The organism is Rhodococcus mengyinensis, from assembly GCF_048381435.1.
In the GTDB taxonomy this organism is placed as follows: domain Bacteria; phylum Actinomycetota; class Actinomycetes; order Mycobacteriales; family Mycobacteriaceae; genus Rhodococcus_F; species Rhodococcus_F opacus_D.
In genome coordinates this window covers 106,971-122,869 of the sequence record NZ_JBLWIT010000148.1, presented here as the reverse complement: position 1 = coordinate 122,869, position 15,899 = coordinate 106,971, and the positions used below count along the sequence as shown (strand labels likewise).

Sequence of the window (15,899 nt, the reverse complement as noted above, 5' to 3'; positions counted from 1 at the left end):
GCGTAGTTCCGGCCGCTGGAACACCTCAGAGTGCAGATCAGCCTGGATGCACTCGTCGCACGATGCGCAGTACGGCCGCTCCTCCAGCGTTGGTTACGACAGCCGCCGCGGCCACACACAACAATGTCGCCGCCGTGCCGATCGCGAACGAACTGTGCAGCCAAGCGATCGCGGTCGGTAATCCGAACCCCAGGTAGCCGAGGCAGTAGACCCGCCCGGTCATGGTCCCCAACCTGCCGGGCGGAGCCAATCGCTCACAGTCGCGCAGGCAACCGACCAACGTCAACCCGTAGCCGATCCCCAGCACTGATGCGGCGACCACGGCCAGCCAGAGCGCCTCGGTTGCGGCGGCGCCGGCGGCCGCGAGCGTGCCGGTTACAACGAGTGCCACTCCTGTCGTCCGCGCCGGACCCGTTCGCCGTTCGGCGGTCCCGACCAGCCGCTGCGCGAGGAAGCCCAAACCCAGACTGAGGAGACATAGCAGTCCGGAGAAAGCAGTGGCGAAGCCGTTCAGTTGGGGCGCGACGATGGACGGGAGGACCGCGTAGGCGATACCCAGCGCGCCGAAGATCCACGGAGCCGCGGGGATCACCAGGAGATGAAATGCGCCGGGGAGTGGTGTTCGCGCCGGCGCCCTGCCCGGCGGTACCGCCGGTGTGCGTGCTGTCTTCGGTGTGAATCGCACGACCAGCACCGCACCGGCAGCGCAGAGGATCACGTGCAGGGCATAAGGCGCAGTGGTCGGCGCGGGTGCCCACTGGGCGAGGGCGCCCGCGGCGCCGGCGCCCACGGCGAATCCGCTGGTCAGACTCATCGCCGACGCTCGTGGAGCGCGGCCGGGTGTGTTCGTCAGCGAGTCGAGCGCCAGCCCGCCGACCACCATCCCGATGCCCAGTGCCACGCCGGTCGACATTCGCCCGGCGAACATCAGAACGGGGTTGTGCGACCCAGCCGCGACCAGGATCGAACCCAGTGCGCTCGCGGGCACGGCGAGAACGAGGGGACCGCGGGGGCCCCACCGCTCGGCGAGTCGATGGGCGAGCAGAAGCGAAGGTATCAAGCCGATCACATACGCGAACAGCAGCGTGTTTACGGCGAGTTCGCTGTACCCGCGCTCCGCCCGGTACATGGTCAGCAACGGCGTGAACTGATTACCGCCCCACGCCACCACGAACATCGCGGCACACACTGAAAGCCAGTCCCGGTCACGACGACCGGGTTCCCGCGCCTCCGTCGTGGGGGTTGGTGACTTTCCGGTCGAAGCAGTGTGCGGCACAGACATCGAACACGTCCTAGGTTTCGCGAGGGGGTGAAACGGCCGAAAGGCCGACACCGAATCCTGAGATTCGGAGCCGGCCGTCGGTGGAGAAGTCAGGCAGGGACCAGGGAGCGATCGATCAACGGCAGTTCGGGGCGACGGTCGGAGACGCCGGCGGCATCGGCGAGATCTCCGGAGACCTTGCCGTCCCGGAAGAACTCCAGGAAGACCGGGTTGAACAGATCGGGCCGGTCGGTCTGACCCTGGTGGCCGCACTCGTCGGGGTAGAAGAACTGGACATTGGGCAGGTGGTCTTCCTGGACGTATCCCCACTCGACCGGAGTCAGGATGTCCTGGCGGCCGTACAGGTAGAGCCCCGGAGTGCTCAACCGGTCCAGACGCCCCTTGGTGGCCAGACGGGCGGCGCGATTCTCGTCTGTCCAGTCGGTGATCCGGCGGTACTGCAACAGAGTGGGCCAGAACTTCGCGTGCGCGTCCATCCGGTCCCTCGCCGAGAGGTAACGCATGTCGATCAGATCCTCACTGATCGCCTCGCCGCGGTGGATGATCGCCTCCATCATCGTGCGCATTCCCTCGCGTGTGCCGTCGTAGGCGGTGAGACGGAACTCGCCCGCCGGCGGTGTCAAATGTTCCGGGACCACGTCGCCGACGTCTCCCGCGATCAGGATGAAGCTCTTGACCTTGTCCGGGTGTGCGACGGTGTAGTTGACCGTGTTCATGCAACCCATGGAATTGCCCGCGAGGTGGAACTCGTCGAGGCACAGCGCGGTGGCGAACTGGTCGATGAAGTCGACGAAGGACTCCATGCCGCCCGGCCAGTACTCCTCCCGCGTGTCCGACAGGCCGAAGCCCGGCATGTCGGGGCAGTAGACGCGAAAACCGTTCTCGCCGAGGTAAGGAGCCATGAAGCGCCATCCCGCGAGACCCGACGACCCGGGTAGGCCGCCGTGGAGCAGGATCACGGCGGGGCCGGACGTGCCGGCAGTCATGTAATGCGCGCGAGCGCCGTTCGCCAGTCGGACCCACCGGCTGGCGAGCCCGGGAACGTCGACGAGATTTTCATCAGTGAGTGCCATAGTGATCTTCCTTTATCGGTGAGAAGTGATCGGTGACGAGCGCGCCCGAGGACAGTCCGAGGAATTCGAGTGCGTTGTCGCGCAGGATTCTCGGTACCGTTCCGGGCGGCAGGTACTGTGCCGCAGAGTCCAAGTCCGCCAGTCCACCTTCGGGTTCACCCGGGATGAACGGGTGATCGCTACCGAGCAGCACCCTGTTCGAGCCGAAGCGGTGCACCAATGCCGGCAGGTGGGCCGCATCGAACACCAAGGTGTCTGCATACAGCCGCGATACGAGGTGGTCCAGCTCCTCGGGGAGGTGGGTGGCGGCAATCTGCGCGCCGAGGCGCAGTCGCGGGTACGCCCAGGGGAAGGTGCCGCACCCGTGGACCATCGCGATGCGCAGTCCTCGATGGCGGTCCAGAACCCCGCCGAAGACGAGCGCGGTGGCCGCCAACGCGGTGTCCGACGGCATCCCCAGTCCGAAGTCGTAGGTGAATCCGGAACGGCGCACCGCGCCGCCGCCGCCGTCGACGGGATGGACGAGCACCGCGAGCCTGAGGCTGTCGGCGGCGTCGAAGAAGTACGCCAGCGCCGGGTCGTCCAACTCCATTCCATTGATTCGCGTGCCGATCTCGACGCCGCGAAGACCCAAAACCTCGGAAAGGTAACGTAGTTCGGCCAGGCAGCCGGGAGGTGACCCGAGGGGGACGGTTCCGATGCCGATGAGTCTGCCGTTACTTTCTGCCACCGCGCCGGCGACGGACTCGTTGATCCACCGGCAGTACGCGGCGAACGGTGCGGCCGGGGCACCGTACGCCAGTGTGACCGGAACGGGAGAGATCGCCTGCACCCCGATACCGGCACGATCCATGTCCTCCAGACGCGCCCGTACGTCCCAGAGTGGGCGCCGGACGACGCGGAAGTTGTCGGACCCGCGAACCAGCCTTCCCTCTGCCGGAGAGTCGACCACCAATCGAGGTGCTCGCGAAAAACCTGCGATGACCTCGGCAGGAGGAGCGCCCGGGGGGAAGTAGTGCGCATGCACATCGATGGTGCCGGGTGGAACCACGAGGTCTCCTTTCGTGCGCAACCTGTTGTTCGAGGGAACGTTAGGTGGTCACCCGAGACGGCGGCGGCCGCTGTTCCGGGGGCTGGAACCGGGCGGTGAAACCCGTACCCTGAATGCCGGCACGTTGTGACCGCCGTTACAGTGGGTTTCCCCGTGGGTCGGCGGAGCGGAGAGTGCGGAGGCCCGGATGGTGCACATGGCAGAAGACAAGCAAGACGTCGGTGGCGCGGAGAGTACGCCTCCCTCCATCCTGGCGAAAGCGTTCTTGGTCATCGGAGCGTTCAACGAGCGTGATCGGGTGCTGACACTGACTCAGATCAGCAGGAAGACGGGTCTGCCCAAGTCGACGGTCCACCGTTTGCTGCAGCGTTTGGGTGAGCTGGATGTGATCGAGGAACACGGTGCGGGGTACAGGCTCGGCATTCGGCTGCTGCAGTTGGTTTCTTCTATGCCGGTGGACGGAATGCGTGAGGTGGCGTTGCCGCATCTTGCGCAGTTGCAGGCGTGGTCGAAGGAATCCGTGCACTTCGGGGTGCTCCGGGGCAACGAGGTCGTCGTGCTGCAGGCGCTCTTCGCCGTGGATCACGCGCGGCCCATCGGGGAGGTGGGCACCCGGATCCCCGCGCACCTGTCCGCGATGGGCCGGGCGATGATGGCGTACCTGCGTGAAGACGAGCTCACCGAACTGCTGTCCGGCCCCCTCGTCGGAATCACGCCGAAGTCCATCACGGACCCGGCCCGGATTCGCGAAGAACTGAAGCAGGTGCGGGTATCGGGAGTTGCCGTCCAGAAGGATGGTGTGGTTCTCGGCCTGGGCAACATCGCTGCGCCCGTCCTGATCAAAGGCCGGCCGATGGGTGCTGTCGCCGTTCAATTCGACTCGTCGAAGCAGGTTTCGGAGTCGGTGATCAACGCCGTGAAGCTGACTGCGCACCGCATTTGTAGTGACACCACCCAGATGCTCGCCCAGGGTAGGGGAGATCTGTTTCCGTTCGACGACTGATCACCGCGTTCCGGGCACTGGAACTTGCTGTGCGTGGAGCACGCGCACGTCACACGATGGGGAGCGATACGCCCGGCGCGTGTGACGGTGCCGAGGCGCCACCTCAGAAAGGACGGCCAATGGGAGACTTCCTCGCTCTCGGCATGACGCACTACCCGCTGTTGGCGGGAACCGACGAGCACATGGCAGGTCTGCTTCGATGGACCCTCACCGATCCGGATATCCCGGCGGATGAGAAGGACCCGGCACATTGGCCGGACCGGATGCGCCGCGAATGGTCGGACGACGGCGGAACGGCCGCCGCAACCGCACATCGCGCGGAACTGGTGTCGAATCTGACTCGGGTGCGTGAAGCCGTCGACGAGTTCGCTCCCGACGTCGTCGTGGTCTGGGGCGATGACCAGTACGAGAACTTCCGCGAGGAGGTGGTGCCCCCGTTCTGCGTGCTCGCCTACGGCGACCTCGAGGTGCCCGCGTTCGAGGTGATGAACGAGAGGGGCAGTCCGAACTACTGGGGTAAGCCTGACGACTTCGAGATCGTGATGCACGGCGACGTGTCCGGAGCCAGGCAACTCACGGACGGCCTGATCGAGCGCGGATTCGACATGGCGTACTCGTACAAGAAACGCGCCGGCGCGCATTTTCCGCACGCCATCCTCAACACGCAGTTATTCCTCGACTACGAGAACGCCGGTGCGGAGATGGCGTACCCCTTCATCCCGATGACCGTCAATTGCTATGGGCAGCACGCCATCGCACGAAAGGGCGGACTGGCCAGATTCGCCGATATCGAGTCGGAGGTGCTCGACCCGGCGGGCCCGACACCGGCGCGGTGTTTCCAAGTGGGTCGCGCGGTCGCGCAGCACTTCCGCAACCGCGACCTCAGGGTGGCATTCGTCGCCTCCTCCAGTTGGTCCCACGCCTTCCTCGCGGACAAACTGTGGCACATGCGTCCTGACACCGAGGCCGACATGCGCATCTACAAGGCCCTGCTCGAAGACGACTTCGCGCTGATGCGCAACTACGCCAGCGCAGAAGTCGTCGACGCCGGCCAGCACGAGATCCTGAACTGGTTCTGCATGCTCGGTGCGGTCGAGGAACTCCGTCTACGCCGGGAATGGTCGGACCTCGTGGTGACCGACGTCTTCAACTCCAACAAGGCATTTGCGGTCTACGCATAGCCGGGTGCGACGGTCATGGCCGGTGGTTCGAGAACCACCGGCCACTGTCATGTTCCGTGCAGGGAGTGGAGGGTCACGCCGCCGAAATTCCCCCGTTCACGCTGATCGCCTGTCCGGTCAGGCGGCGCGCCGCCGGCGATGCGAGGAAGACGGCCAGTGCGGCAATGTCGTCGGATTCGGGAACGCCGAGATGCGCCTGCTGAGCGGCCTTGGCGAACAGCTTTGCGCTGAATCCGTCGGAGGTGATCCGTTCGGTCGACGCGGTCCCGTTGACGAGTGAGGGCGTCAGGACGTTGGCGCGAATCCCGCTTCGCTTGGCTTCGATGGCGAGGGTGCGAGTGAACATGATGATCGCCGCCTTCGCCGCCCCGATCACCGATTCGCCCGGCGTCGCGGTCTTGCCCGCATCCGAGGCGACGTTGATGATCACGCCACCCCTCCTCGCCGTCATGTGAGGGACGATCTCGCTCGCGAGATACATGGATGGCAACGCCAGTTGGTTGAATGTCCTTGCGATGTCGTCGGTGGGAATGTTCGCGAAGAGTTCCGGCCGAACGTCGGCGGCCGTCGTGGAGACGAGAATGTCCACGCCGTCGAGGATCCGCTCGGCCTCGGACGCGATGTGAGCGGCGCCGTCGACGGTTGACGCGTCAGCGGACAGGAAGATCACGTCGCATGCCGAGTTGACGGATGAGATGTGCTCCCGAGCAGCCTCTCCGCGTTCCGCTCCACGTCCGACGATCAGGATGCGCGGTGCCCCGGCCTGCGCCAGTCCCACAGCCGTCGCGAGGCCGATGCCGGCCGTGCCGCCCACGATCAGTCCACTGCTGTCCTTCAGTTCCTTCGGGGGCGAGATTTCGTGCGTACCCATTCGTGTACTCCGTTCGGGGGTGATGTTGTCAGAGGGATACTGTGCCGCGCGCGAAAATGTCCTTCGCGATGATCCGCTTCTGGATCTCTGCAGTGCCGTCCGCGACGAGGTAGGCGGTGACGTCGCGGTAGCGTTGCTGCAGGGGAGATTCCGTGGAGTAGCCGAGGTTGCCGTGGACTCGCATCGCGAACTCGATCGCGTTCTTGGCCACGACGGGCGGCCACCACTTGCTCATCGACGCCAGCGCAGTGTGCGGCTGGGCCGTTTCCCGGAGCCACAGCGCACGGTAGCAGATCCAGCGCGCACCCTCCAGATATGTTGCGTGTTCGGAGAATTGGAATGCCAGACCCTGGTGTTCGGAGAGTGGCTGCCCGAACGTCTCCCGCTGCTTGGCGTATGCGGCGGCTTCCTCCAGGCTTTGCTTTGCCGCCCCGAGGCACATCAGACCGAGGGCGGCACGGCTGAAGTCGAAGTGGTCCATGACCGAGTGGAAGCCCCTGCCGAGTTCACCGACGAGGTGGGATTCGGGAATCAAGACATCCGACAGATGAATGCTTCCCCAGCCCAGCGGCAGACAGCCCATGCCGGGCATGTGGCTGACGGTGACGCCTTCCGCGTCGAGTGGCACGACGAAGCAACTGACGCCCCGAGCGCGACTCGATCCGGGCTCGCGCGCATAGACGAGGGCCGCGGTGGCATTCATCGCCCAGGAGATCGCTGTCTTCTCACCGCTCAGGCGCCACCCGCCGTCGACCGCCGTTGCGGTGGTGGTCAGTGCACCTGCGTCGGACCCCGACCCGGGTTCGGTCAGGGCGATGGCGATGGTCTGCTCACCGCGGATGAGGGGAGGAAGATAACGCTCCTGAATCTCGTCCCGGCACAGCGCCAGTTGGGAGGCGACGAGGCCGATCTGGACGGGGGCCGACGCCATGTTCACGTCGCCGTAGGCCAGGGTTTCGGTGGCGAGTCCGAGCAGAACGGGATCCTCGGTGCCGGTTCCGCCGTACTGCTCGGGCAGGCCGATGCCCAGCAGACCGAGGTCGCCGATTTTCTTCATGATGTCGAAGGGGAATTCGGTCGACGCCGCGCGGTCGCGGTAACCCGGGAGGAGGACACGATCACTGAACGCTGCCAGCGTCTTCCGGAACTCTTCCTGTTCGTCGGTGAATGCAAATGAAACCATCGGAGGCGCTCCTGTGCGTTGCTTGGCTCGGGACGGGGAAGACGAAGCGCGGCGCGCAGTGAGTAGCCGGACGGTCCGTTCCGTGCCCTGAAGAAGTATTCTAGGTTTGAATAGTAGGTCGACAAAGCATCTGGGGCAAGGGGTGTCCACCAGGTAGTTGCACTTCGTCGCGGAACGGTGGTCGGACTCGACCGGTCAGCAGGGAAGAGGGGCTGGGCTCAGTTCCCGGTCTCGACGTCGCCGACGGCGCGACGGACCTGTTGAAGCTGTCCGATCACCGCTTCCAGCGTCTCGGTATCGACCGACGCCAGGCCGAAACGAACCCCGGCGAGAAGATCATTCGCTTCCTCGACCACGGTCATGCCTGCCGGGGTCAGCGTGGCGAGAACGGTTCGGCGGTCCGTGGTGTGCGCGCGGCGTTCGACGAGGCCGGCCTTCACGAGTTGATCGACCGCCATCGAGACCGTGGTGGGGTGGACCATGAGGTATTTGCTCAACTTGCCGAGCGTCCGAGTGTGTTCGTCGGACAGTTGTAGCGAAGTGAGAATGAGGTATGCGTTGCGCGACAAGCGAAGTGAGCGAAGCTCCCGGTCCATGGCGCGGACGACCCATTGATGGGTGCGCAGCAACGCCATCGTCGTGGCGAACTCCAGCTCGGCCGAATCCCGCGACTCCGCCCATTCGGTGCGCATCCAGTCGACCACATCACCGCGATCGTCGTCGGCGGGCGCCGGCGGTTCACTCGCCACTGAGCGTCCTCTCCTCGTCACCGAACCACGTTGCGGTCGATGATAGACACCGCTCTCAGCCGTGGGACAGAACGACCTTGCCGAATCCGCTTCCCTGCTCGAGATGCTTGTGCGCGGCCGCCGCCTCCGCGAGCGGGAACACGGCACTGATGGGGACCGGAGGAACGTCCTTCGCGTCGAGCAGCGTCAGAAGTCCGGCGAAATCCTGTGGGCTGCCCATCGTGGTTCCGATCAGTTCGTACTGGCCGAAGTAGAACGGCCGGACGTCGAGGCTGGCGAGATCGCTGCGCGACGCCCCCAGCACGACCAGCCGGCCACCCGGTCGCAGCGCTGCGATGGACTGCTCCCACGTCCCGACGGAGTCGAGGACGAGATCGAACCCCTGCCCCTCCGGGGACAGCGCTCGCGCGGCGTCCGGCCACTCGGGGTCGGTGTAAAGGACGCCGTTGGCGGCGCCGAGCTCCTGGGCCTGCGTGATCTTGGAGGCAGAAGAGGACGTGACGGTGACGTTGGCGCCGATCGCGGAAGTGAGCATTACTGCCATCGTCGCGACGCCACCGCCGGCGCCCAGGACGAGGAGATTCTCACCGGCGCGGAGGCGTCCGCGGGTGAAGAGGGCGCGGTAGGTCGTGAGTCCGACCAGGGGCAGGGCAGCCGACTGTTCCCAATTGAGGCCACGAGGCTTCGGGGCGACGCAGTTTTCCGGGACGCGGACCAGCTCGGCGTAAGTGCCGCGCTGGTGGTCGCCGAGGATCTCCCACTGCGCACCGGGGGCCGCCTCGCGGTCGCCCCACCACAGCGACGGGAGGACGAGGACCTCCTCGCCCGTGTCCGTGCGGATACCCGCGCCGTCGGCGCCGAGGACATGGGGCAGTGGGGACGAGTACTTGCCCTGGCGAACGAGAACGTCGTGCCAATTGAGCGCGGCGGCCTTCAGTCGGACAGTGACCCAGCCCGGGCTCGCAACCGGATCGGGAATCGATTCCAACCTCAAGACGTCCGGCTCCCCGAACTCTCGTAAAACCACGGCGTCCACAGAATTCCTTTCGGTCGTACCTTTTTAATGGTAACATTGTTGCAGCAAAGAGCGCTGCTCGGCCGGGCAGGCGCACGGTGTCTGGTGCCAACTCTGGAACGCGCACCCTCCCAACGCTATTGGTCACTCCATTCTGTGTGCGGCACGTCTTGCCCTCAGTGCGCGAATCGTGTTTAGTGATGGCAGTCACATATACTGGGTTGTCGGATGAGGAACGTCTGCCTTGCGACGCAATCCGCGTCGTGAGGCAACTGAACTACGGAGCGTGATGAGTCGGACAGCGCAGTCGGTCGCAGTGCGGGACGAGGGCCTCGTTCAGCACGCGCACGAGTATGTAGAACTGGCAGCGAAGATCCTCGGGCCGGGTTTCCGTGCTTGCAGCTTCAATGATGCCTATGTCGCACTCGCCGCTGCCCGACACCAACTCGGGGACGCGCTGACCGAAGGACGCCTGCCCGAGGCTGACATCGAGGAGGCGTGCTTCCTCCTGGTCCGGATCGAAGAACACCAGGAGCGGTGCGCCGAGAGCGCGGCCATCAGCCGTGCCGCCGAGTTGCGTGCCGTCCACGACGCCGCGGCCGGGCTACGGGATCTCGCATCCGATGACATCGTTCAGGCGGCACCATTGGCGATCTGTTCTGCGCTCCCGTTCGCGCGCGCCATGATCTCGGCGATCAGTGGATCGCTGTGGCGACCGCAGAGACTCCACGTGCAGCCCGAATTCGACGGGTCACCGATGGATTTCTCGTACTTCGTTGATTCCGCGGAATTTTCGTTGTCGGAGGCGCGGCTGGAGACGGAACTCGTCCGCAGGCGAGTGCCCGCCCTCGTTCCAGCGCCGGCAGACGACGACCGGACGTTCAAAGAGATCGTGGCTGTGTCACGCTGCTCCAGCTATGTTGCCGCGCCCATAGTTTCCAAGGGCAGAGTGATAGGCCTCGTACATGCTGATCGTCCTGGCGTGCGGGACTCGCTCGACCCGGACGACCGCGACCGATTGGACGCGTTCGCAACGTTCTTCGCTCTCGTGTACGAGCAAGCGGTACTGCGGGAACGAATCTGCGCGCAGCGGACGCGACTCGCAGCCTCCTTCGACGCCACCGATTCGATGCTCGAACGCATGCAGAAGACGGAACTGGGCCTGCGTCCCCCGCCGGACGTGCGGTCCTCCGTCCCTCGACGCATCGTCGACGAGACCAGCGCGGTGGAGGTGAACGCGGTCTTGACGTTCCGCGAGCGCGAGATCCTCTCCCATATCGCGACCGGAGCCACCAACAATCAGATTGCGCAGACACTCGTGATTTCCGAGGGAACTGTGAAGTCACACGTCAAGCACATCCTCAAGAAGCTGCGGGTGCCTACGCGGGCCGCGGCGGCGGTGCTCTATTCCCACCAGAACCGACGATGACGGGCACGCCATCGTGAACAATGGCCAATCACCGGCACAGAACTCGGCACGGTCGCGAGCCGAGGCCGAAGGTCTGAAGACGGCCACATCGCTTCTCGGCCGCTTGCGTAAGGAATTCGGTTTCGGGCCAGAGTCCCCGACTGAGACGCGGAAGGCGTCACCGGGCCTCGTGCTCGCCATGCTGGACGAGGCGACCGAAGCAGGACTCCGTGGACTGTCGTCGATCCCAGCGGACAAGAAGGTGTCCTTCGGGCGGCTCCTCGTCGAGATCCGAGAGGTCCGCCTCCGTCTGCACGCAACGCCGTCCTCGTCTGGTGTTGTCGGTGCCGCCGACTTCGCAGGCGCCGTTCGACGTCTTCGCGGTGCCGAAACGGTGGCCGGGTTGTCCAAGAGTGTGTGCTCCGAGGCCGCCGCGATGACCGGCCTCGGCCGGGTGTTGCTGTCCGAGGTTCACGATAACGCGTGGACCATCGTGGAGACGCAGTTCGAGAAGGGCTCTGCGCCGGACGTGACTGCACTGGCGTCGACAGCGATAGCGCCGGGGTCGCCGGAGGAAGAGGCAGTCCAGAAACGCGCTGCAGTCCTCGTACTGCCGAATCCGCAGCTTTCGACGGGGAACTCCACGGCCGTCCCAGGTGTCCCGTTATTTGGTGCCGGCGGGTACGTCCTGGCCCCGATTGCGGTCTCCACGGGGGTAATCGGCCTGATTCACGCGTGTCGCGCCGACGAGCGAAAGCCGAGCGTCGCCGAGCGAGACCTTCTCGATGCTTTCGCGGGTAGCTTCGGGACGCTCTTCGAACGGGCCCTCGTCTCCGAACGGCTCAGCGAGCAGAAACGGTTGATCCTCGAACGCCTGCAAGAGGAAAGTCGTGAGGCGGAGGGACTGTCGAACGCCGAAGTCGCTTTCGGAAAGCCGAGTGGCGCCGGTGCGGCGGCGTGGTCGCCGGTGCCACTGCCTTCTGATCGTCGCGCACCGGGCCTCGAGGAACTCACCAGGCGCGAGCGCGAAGTCTTCCAGCTCTTGGCGGCGGGAAAATCCAACACGGAAATTGCGGATGAACTCGTGATCAGCGTGTTCACCGTGAAATCGCATGTCAAGAAGATCCTGCGGAAGCTGGGGGCGATGAACCGGTCGGAGGCGATCTACCGGTACCTCGAGATGACCGACTCCGACGCCTCGTCCCGCCGCACCACCTGAGTCAGCCGTTGGTGTCCGGTACGACGACTCGGACACCGTCACACTGCCCGTTGACGATCAACTGGCACGACAGGCGTGAATGTGACTGCACCCCTTCGAGGTATTCGAGCAGATCACGCTCCTCGTCGGTGGCCTCGTCGAACAGGCCCGTGGAGTCTTCGTCGAGAATGACGTGACACGTTGCACACGAGCAACTTCCCCCGCATTCGGCGATGATCCCCGGAAGGTTGTTGCGGACCGAGCCGTCCATGATGCTCTGGCCGGTCGGGACGTCGATCGTCGACTCACTTCCGTCGGGCAGCACGTAGGTGATCTTGCTCATTTCGATTCCTTTCGAGGTCTCTCGTGTGATCCAAGTCTCTCCTGCGCCGCCCGATGACACGTCACCTCGACGAGAGATCTTCCTACGCCCTTGGGGTGAGATTGCTTCGTCGGGAATCGGGGTAACGAAACGGGGCTGGCGCAACCTCGTTGCGACAGCCCCTGCTCGTGGTATCCGGCAGTGCCGGAAGGTGTTACGCGTTGCCGGTCAGTTCGGCCGCCTGCTTGCGAAGCAAGAACTTCTGAATCTTTCCGGTGGCGGTGGTGGGAAGCTGATCGACGACGACCACCTTCTCTGGAATCTTCTGCATCATGGCCTTCCGCTCGTTTCGGAGGAAATCGGCCAGCTCGTCCAAGGTCGGCGCCGGACCGTTCACCTCGATGAAGGCGCACACCTTTTCTCCGAGGCGGGGATCCGGCATGGACACCGCGGCCGCGCCCGTGATGCGCGGATGTGCCAGCAGGTGTTCTTCCACCTCACGCGCGGAGATATTCATACCGCCGCGGATGATCAGGTCCTTGATCCGCCCCGTGACCCGCAGATAGCCCTCTGCGTCGACGCGCCCCAGATCACCCGAGGCGAGGAAGCCTCGACTGTCGACCGATGCCGCCGTCCGTTCGGAGTCGCGCCAGTAGCCGAGGAAGACCCCCGGACCCCCATAGAACATCTGGCCTTCCTCGCCGGCGGGTACGACGGCACCCTCCTCGTCGCGGATCTCGAGATCGACCCCGTCGAAGGCCCGTCCGTCGGAGGAAAGCACCTTCTCGATGGGGTCGTCCGCGCGTACAGCGGTCACCAGAAGTCCCTCACTGCTGCCGTACACGGGGAGGAGGAGGCATTCGGGAAGTGCCTTTTTCCATGCCCGCAGCAGCGTTTCCGGAATCGGAGCGCCGGCACTGACCCACATGCGCATAGAACTGACATCGTGATCGGCACCCGCCTCGATGGCTCCGAGAGCCATTTGAAGGAACGGTGTCGCCGCCATGCTGATCGTCGTCTTGAACTCCGCGATACGCCGGAGGCCCTCGTTGGGCTCCCACACATCGAGGAGGTGGATCCCGCTACCGAGGATCAGCGGTGCCGCAACACCCACGGCAAGTCCGGTCGCATGCGTGACGGGGGAGGGCATGAACATCACGTCAGCGGGGTTCAGGCCCATCACGTCTCCACCCAATCCGTGGACGGTGAACGAGAGCGTGTTGAAAGTGTGCTGGCAGCCCTTCGGCCGCGACTCGGTTCCCGAGGTGTAGATGATGGCGTGGGCCGCATCGGCGGACGGCGGCGGCCCGAGTTCGTCGTCACCGGGGACGCGGTCGCCGACGGTGAGTGACTCGAACGCGATCTCGCCTGCCCGCGCTGTTCCGCGCACGACGACGACATGCTCGAGTCCGGGCACTTCCGGGCGGACCTCGGCCAGCATGTCGGTGTACCGGAATTTGCGGAATTCCTCTGTGACGAAGGAGATCTTGGCGCCGGAGTGCTCGAGTACGTACCGGACCTCGTCGTGCCGGTACACCGGCATCGTCGGAACGAGTACCGCGCCGATCCTGGCGAGCGCCACGTAGATGACGACGAATTCGTTCCAGTTCGGCAACTGGACCTGGACGCGGTCGCCGCTGTCGACGCCGAGCTTCTTCAGTGCCGCCGCGAGGCGGTACGCCTGCGCCCGCAGCTCGCCTCGGGTGAGTGACCCGTAGCCGTCGGTGACAGCCACGAAGTCCGGATCGATAGTCGCCCAGCGATCCACGTGCTCGGCCAGGCTCTCGTCGCGCCAATAGCCGTTCGATCGGAACGCCTCGAGGGTGCTCGCACTGTAGCGGTCCTCGGGGAGAATGGCTCCCGCGTGTTCCATGACATCCATGCGCGGATCCTTGCTTTCAGGTGCCTCTCCTCGACAGGAGACAGGCCGGAGTGATTGGTCTAACCATAATGTCGACCGGGGTGGGAAAAAGGTATGAAACGGACGTCTTCTCCTCCTCTGGGATGAGGGAAATACCCCGTCGGGATGAGTGCTCCGTGGAGGGTGCGGGTACGGCGCGTGTGCCGCACCCGCACCCGGGTGTCACAGGTAGATCGACTTCTGCACGAGGTAGGCGGGGAGTGCTTCCGGGCCCAATTCACGGCCGAGGCCGCTGGCTTTGACACCACCGAAGGGTGCCGTGGGATCGGGAAGGTAGCCGTTGATCCCGATCGTTCCCGTCTGGACGCGCCGGGCGACGGCGACCCCGTGGTCGTGATCGGCCGTGAAGACGGTGCCACCGAGCCCGAAGTCGCTGTCGTTCGCGATGCGGACCGCCTCCTCGTCGTCGCGGTACGAGATGATCGAGAGCACCGGGCCGAAGATCTCCTCCTGGGCGATGGTGTAGTTGTTGTCCACGTCAGCGAAGATGGTCGGCTCGACGAACCATCCCTTTTCGAGGCCCTCGGGGCGTCCGCCGCCGACTGTGATGCGGGCGCCGTCGCCCTTGCCCTTCGCGATGTAGGACTCCACGCGGTCGCGTTGCCGGGCGCTCGCCATGGGGCCGATCATCGTGGCGGGGTCGAGGGAACTTCCCACGGTCAGCGACCCGGCCAGAGCGCTGAACGTGTCGACCACTTCCTGGTAACGCGACTGCGGTGCGAGCACGCGGGTGCCGAGGTAGCAGACCTGCCCGTTGTTCAACATGGTCGCGCCGAACAACTGCTCCCCGACGGTGGCGAGATCCAGGTTCGCGTCGTCGAGGATGATGGCCGCCGACTTGCCACCCAGTTCCAGTGTGACCGGCCGGAGCAGGCGACCGCAGGCCTCGGCGATGTTGCGGCCGGCAGCAGACGACCCGGTGAACGCCACCTTGTCGATGCCGGGGTGCGAGACCAGGTACGCGCCCAGTTCGCGGCCGCCGGGAACGATGTTGATCACGCCGGCCGGAAGGTCCGCCTCTTCGATCGCCTCGGCGAGGACGTAGCTGTCGAGCACTGTTTCGGGGGACGGCTTGATGACGATCGTGCACCCGGCAGCGAGGGCCGGCGCATACTTGAATGCGGCGAGCGCCTGCGGGAAGTTCCACGGAACGATAGCGCCGACCACACCGATCGGGGCCTTGGTCACGAGGGTCGACCCGCCCAGCAGGCCCGGACGCGTTTCCTCGAATCCGTCGTTCTCGATCAGGCCCGCGTAATAGCGGAGCAGGATCTGCGGGAAGACCGCTTCCAGCTTCTCCGCGACGGCGACGGGCATGCCGTTCTGCGAGCTCACAGCCTGGACCATCTGGGGTGCGCGCTTGTCGAGCGCATCCGCGAGGCGCTTCAGTGCCGCCGCTCGCCGCGACGGCTCCCACTGCGACCAGCCGGTGGGATCGTCGAAGGCCTGGCGCGCCGCATCGACAGCGGCGTCCATATCGGCCTCGGCGCCGTCGGGGGCGTGACCGACCACCTGCTCGTCGTTGGGTGACACGACCGTGATCACGTCACTCGAAGTGGGCGCGTGCCATTCGCCTCCGATGAAGAAGGCGTTGTTGTTCGTCGTCATGACGGGTTCCTCTCGTTGATCTGAGTTGTGTTGC

Annotated in this window: 14 protein-coding genes; 4 read left to right on the top strand and 10 right to left on the bottom strand. The window is 65.2% G+C overall.

Features of this window, described 5'->3' with window-relative positions:
• Positions 1–37: 37 nt before the first annotated feature.
• From ACNJ7E_RS38755 to ACNJ7E_RS38745, 3 genes are all read right to left on the bottom strand, one after another.
• Complete coding sequence (locus ACNJ7E_RS38755; RefSeq protein WP_418342310.1) at positions 38–1,282, bottom strand: MFS transporter; 1,245 nt, start codon at positions 1,280–1,282, stop codon at positions 38–40.
• 89 nt (positions 1,283–1,371) lie between these two features.
• On the bottom strand, positions 1,372–2,355 hold the full coding sequence (locus ACNJ7E_RS38750; protein ID WP_418342309.1) for an alpha/beta fold hydrolase: 984 nt from the start codon (positions 2,353–2,355) through the stop codon (positions 1,372–1,374).
• Positions 2,342–3,382 carry an amidohydrolase family protein gene (locus ACNJ7E_RS38745; RefSeq protein WP_418342395.1) on the bottom strand — a complete coding sequence of 347 codons (1,041 nt, stop codon included), beginning with the start codon at positions 3,380–3,382 and terminating at the stop codon, positions 2,342–2,344. The genes ACNJ7E_RS38750 and ACNJ7E_RS38745 overlap by 14 nt, the downstream gene beginning before the upstream one ends.
• Positions 3,383–3,602: 220 nt before the next feature.
• Between ACNJ7E_RS38745 and ACNJ7E_RS38740 the strand changes: the two genes are divergently transcribed.
• Entirely contained in the window at positions 3,603–4,409 is an 807-nt protein-coding gene (locus ACNJ7E_RS38740) for an IclR family transcriptional regulator (protein WP_235214660.1), read from the top strand.
• Between the two features lie 119 nt (positions 4,410–4,528).
• On the top strand, positions 4,529–5,590 hold the full coding sequence (locus ACNJ7E_RS38735) for a DODA-type extradiol aromatic ring-opening family dioxygenase (protein WP_368680133.1): 1,062 nt from the start codon (positions 4,529–4,531) through the stop codon (positions 5,588–5,590).
• A 73-nt stretch (positions 5,591–5,663) separates the two neighbouring features.
• On the opposite strand, the gene ACNJ7E_RS38730 is transcribed toward ACNJ7E_RS38735, so the two are convergent.
• From ACNJ7E_RS38730 to ACNJ7E_RS38715, 4 genes are all read right to left on the bottom strand, one after another.
• On the bottom strand, positions 5,664–6,461 hold the full coding sequence (locus ACNJ7E_RS38730; protein WP_037231309.1) for an SDR family NAD(P)-dependent oxidoreductase: 798 nt from the start codon (positions 6,459–6,461) through the stop codon (positions 5,664–5,666).
• Between the two features lie 28 nt (positions 6,462–6,489).
• A complete protein-coding gene (locus ACNJ7E_RS38725) occupies positions 6,490–7,644 on the bottom strand; it encodes an acyl-CoA dehydrogenase family protein (protein WP_418342308.1) in 1,155 nt (384 codons plus the stop codon).
• Between the two features lie 218 nt (positions 7,645–7,862).
• Complete coding sequence (locus tag ACNJ7E_RS38720; RefSeq protein WP_009475490.1) at positions 7,863–8,393, bottom strand: MarR family winged helix-turn-helix transcriptional regulator; 531 nt, start codon at positions 8,391–8,393, stop codon at positions 7,863–7,865.
• 55 nt (positions 8,394–8,448) lie between these two features.
• Complete coding sequence (locus tag ACNJ7E_RS38715) at positions 8,449–9,429, bottom strand: quinone oxidoreductase family protein (RefSeq protein WP_418342307.1); 981 nt, start codon at positions 9,427–9,429, stop codon at positions 8,449–8,451.
• 268 nt (positions 9,430–9,697) lie between these two features.
• On the opposite strand from ACNJ7E_RS38715, the gene ACNJ7E_RS38710 reads away from it, so the two are divergent.
• Both ACNJ7E_RS38710 and ACNJ7E_RS38705 read left to right on the top strand, forming a co-directional pair.
• Positions 9,698–10,837, top strand: a complete 1,140-nt coding sequence (locus tag ACNJ7E_RS38710; RefSeq protein ID WP_037231319.1) for a LuxR C-terminal-related transcriptional regulator — start codon at positions 9,698–9,700, stop codon at positions 10,835–10,837.
• 178 nt (positions 10,838–11,015) lie between these two features.
• The gene (locus tag ACNJ7E_RS38705; protein WP_418342394.1) at positions 11,016–12,035 is read left to right on the top strand and encodes a LuxR C-terminal-related transcriptional regulator; all 1,020 of its coding nucleotides are present in this window, start codon (positions 11,016–11,018) and stop codon (positions 12,033–12,035) included.
• A gap of 1 nt (position 12,036) precedes the next feature.
• Here ACNJ7E_RS38705 and ACNJ7E_RS38700 read toward each other — a convergent pair whose 3' ends face one another.
• The 3 genes from ACNJ7E_RS38700 to ACNJ7E_RS38690 form a co-directional block, all read right to left on the bottom strand.
• Positions 12,037–12,357: a 2Fe-2S iron-sulfur cluster-binding protein gene (locus ACNJ7E_RS38700; RefSeq protein WP_037231323.1), complete on the bottom strand. Its 321-nt coding sequence runs from the start codon at positions 12,355–12,357 to the stop codon at positions 12,037–12,039.
• Between the two features lie 193 nt (positions 12,358–12,550).
• Positions 12,551–14,218, bottom strand: a complete 1,668-nt coding sequence (locus tag ACNJ7E_RS38695; RefSeq protein ID WP_418342306.1) for an AMP-binding protein — start codon at positions 14,216–14,218, stop codon at positions 12,551–12,553.
• A 201-nt stretch (positions 14,219–14,419) separates the two neighbouring features.
• Positions 14,420–15,865 carry an aldehyde dehydrogenase gene (locus ACNJ7E_RS38690; protein ID WP_418342305.1) on the bottom strand — a complete coding sequence of 482 codons (1,446 nt, stop codon included), beginning with the start codon at positions 15,863–15,865 and terminating at the stop codon, positions 14,420–14,422.
• Between the last annotated feature and the right edge of the window lie 34 nt (positions 15,866–15,899).

Bases quoted from the DNA above. Each gene is read 5' to 3' on its own strand.
- ACNJ7E_RS38755 (WP_418342310.1), bottom strand. From the start codon at position 1,282: ATGTCTGTGCCGCACACTGCTTCGACCGGAAAGTCACCAACCCCCACG.
- ACNJ7E_RS38750 (WP_418342309.1), bottom strand. From the start codon at position 2,355: ATGGCACTCACTGATGAAAATCTCGTCGACGTTCCCGGGCTCGCCAGC.
- ACNJ7E_RS38740 (WP_235214660.1), top strand. From the start codon at position 3,603: ATGGCAGAAGACAAGCAAGACGTCGGTGGCGCGGAGAGTACGCCTCCC.
- ACNJ7E_RS38735 (WP_368680133.1), top strand. From the start codon at position 4,529: ATGGGAGACTTCCTCGCTCTCGGCATGACGCACTACCCGCTGTTGGCG.
- ACNJ7E_RS38730 (WP_037231309.1), bottom strand. From the start codon at position 6,461: ATGGGTACGCACGAAATCTCGCCCCCGAAGGAACTGAAGGACAGCAGT.
- ACNJ7E_RS38725 (WP_418342308.1), bottom strand. From the start codon at position 7,644: ATGGTTTCATTTGCATTCACCGACGAACAGGAAGAGTTCCGGAAGACG.
- ACNJ7E_RS38710 (WP_037231319.1), top strand. From the start codon at position 9,698: ATGAGTCGGACAGCGCAGTCGGTCGCAGTGCGGGACGAGGGCCTCGTT.
- ACNJ7E_RS38705 (WP_418342394.1), top strand. From the start codon at position 11,016: ATGCTGGACGAGGCGACCGAAGCAGGACTCCGTGGACTGTCGTCGATC.
- ACNJ7E_RS38700 (WP_037231323.1), bottom strand. From the start codon at position 12,357: ATGAGCAAGATCACCTACGTGCTGCCCGACGGAAGTGAGTCGACGATC.
- ACNJ7E_RS38695 (WP_418342306.1), bottom strand. From the start codon at position 14,218: ATGGATGTCATGGAACACGCGGGAGCCATTCTCCCCGAGGACCGCTAC.
- ACNJ7E_RS38690 (WP_418342305.1), bottom strand. From the start codon at position 15,865: ATGACGACGAACAACAACGCCTTCTTCATCGGAGGCGAATGGCACGCG.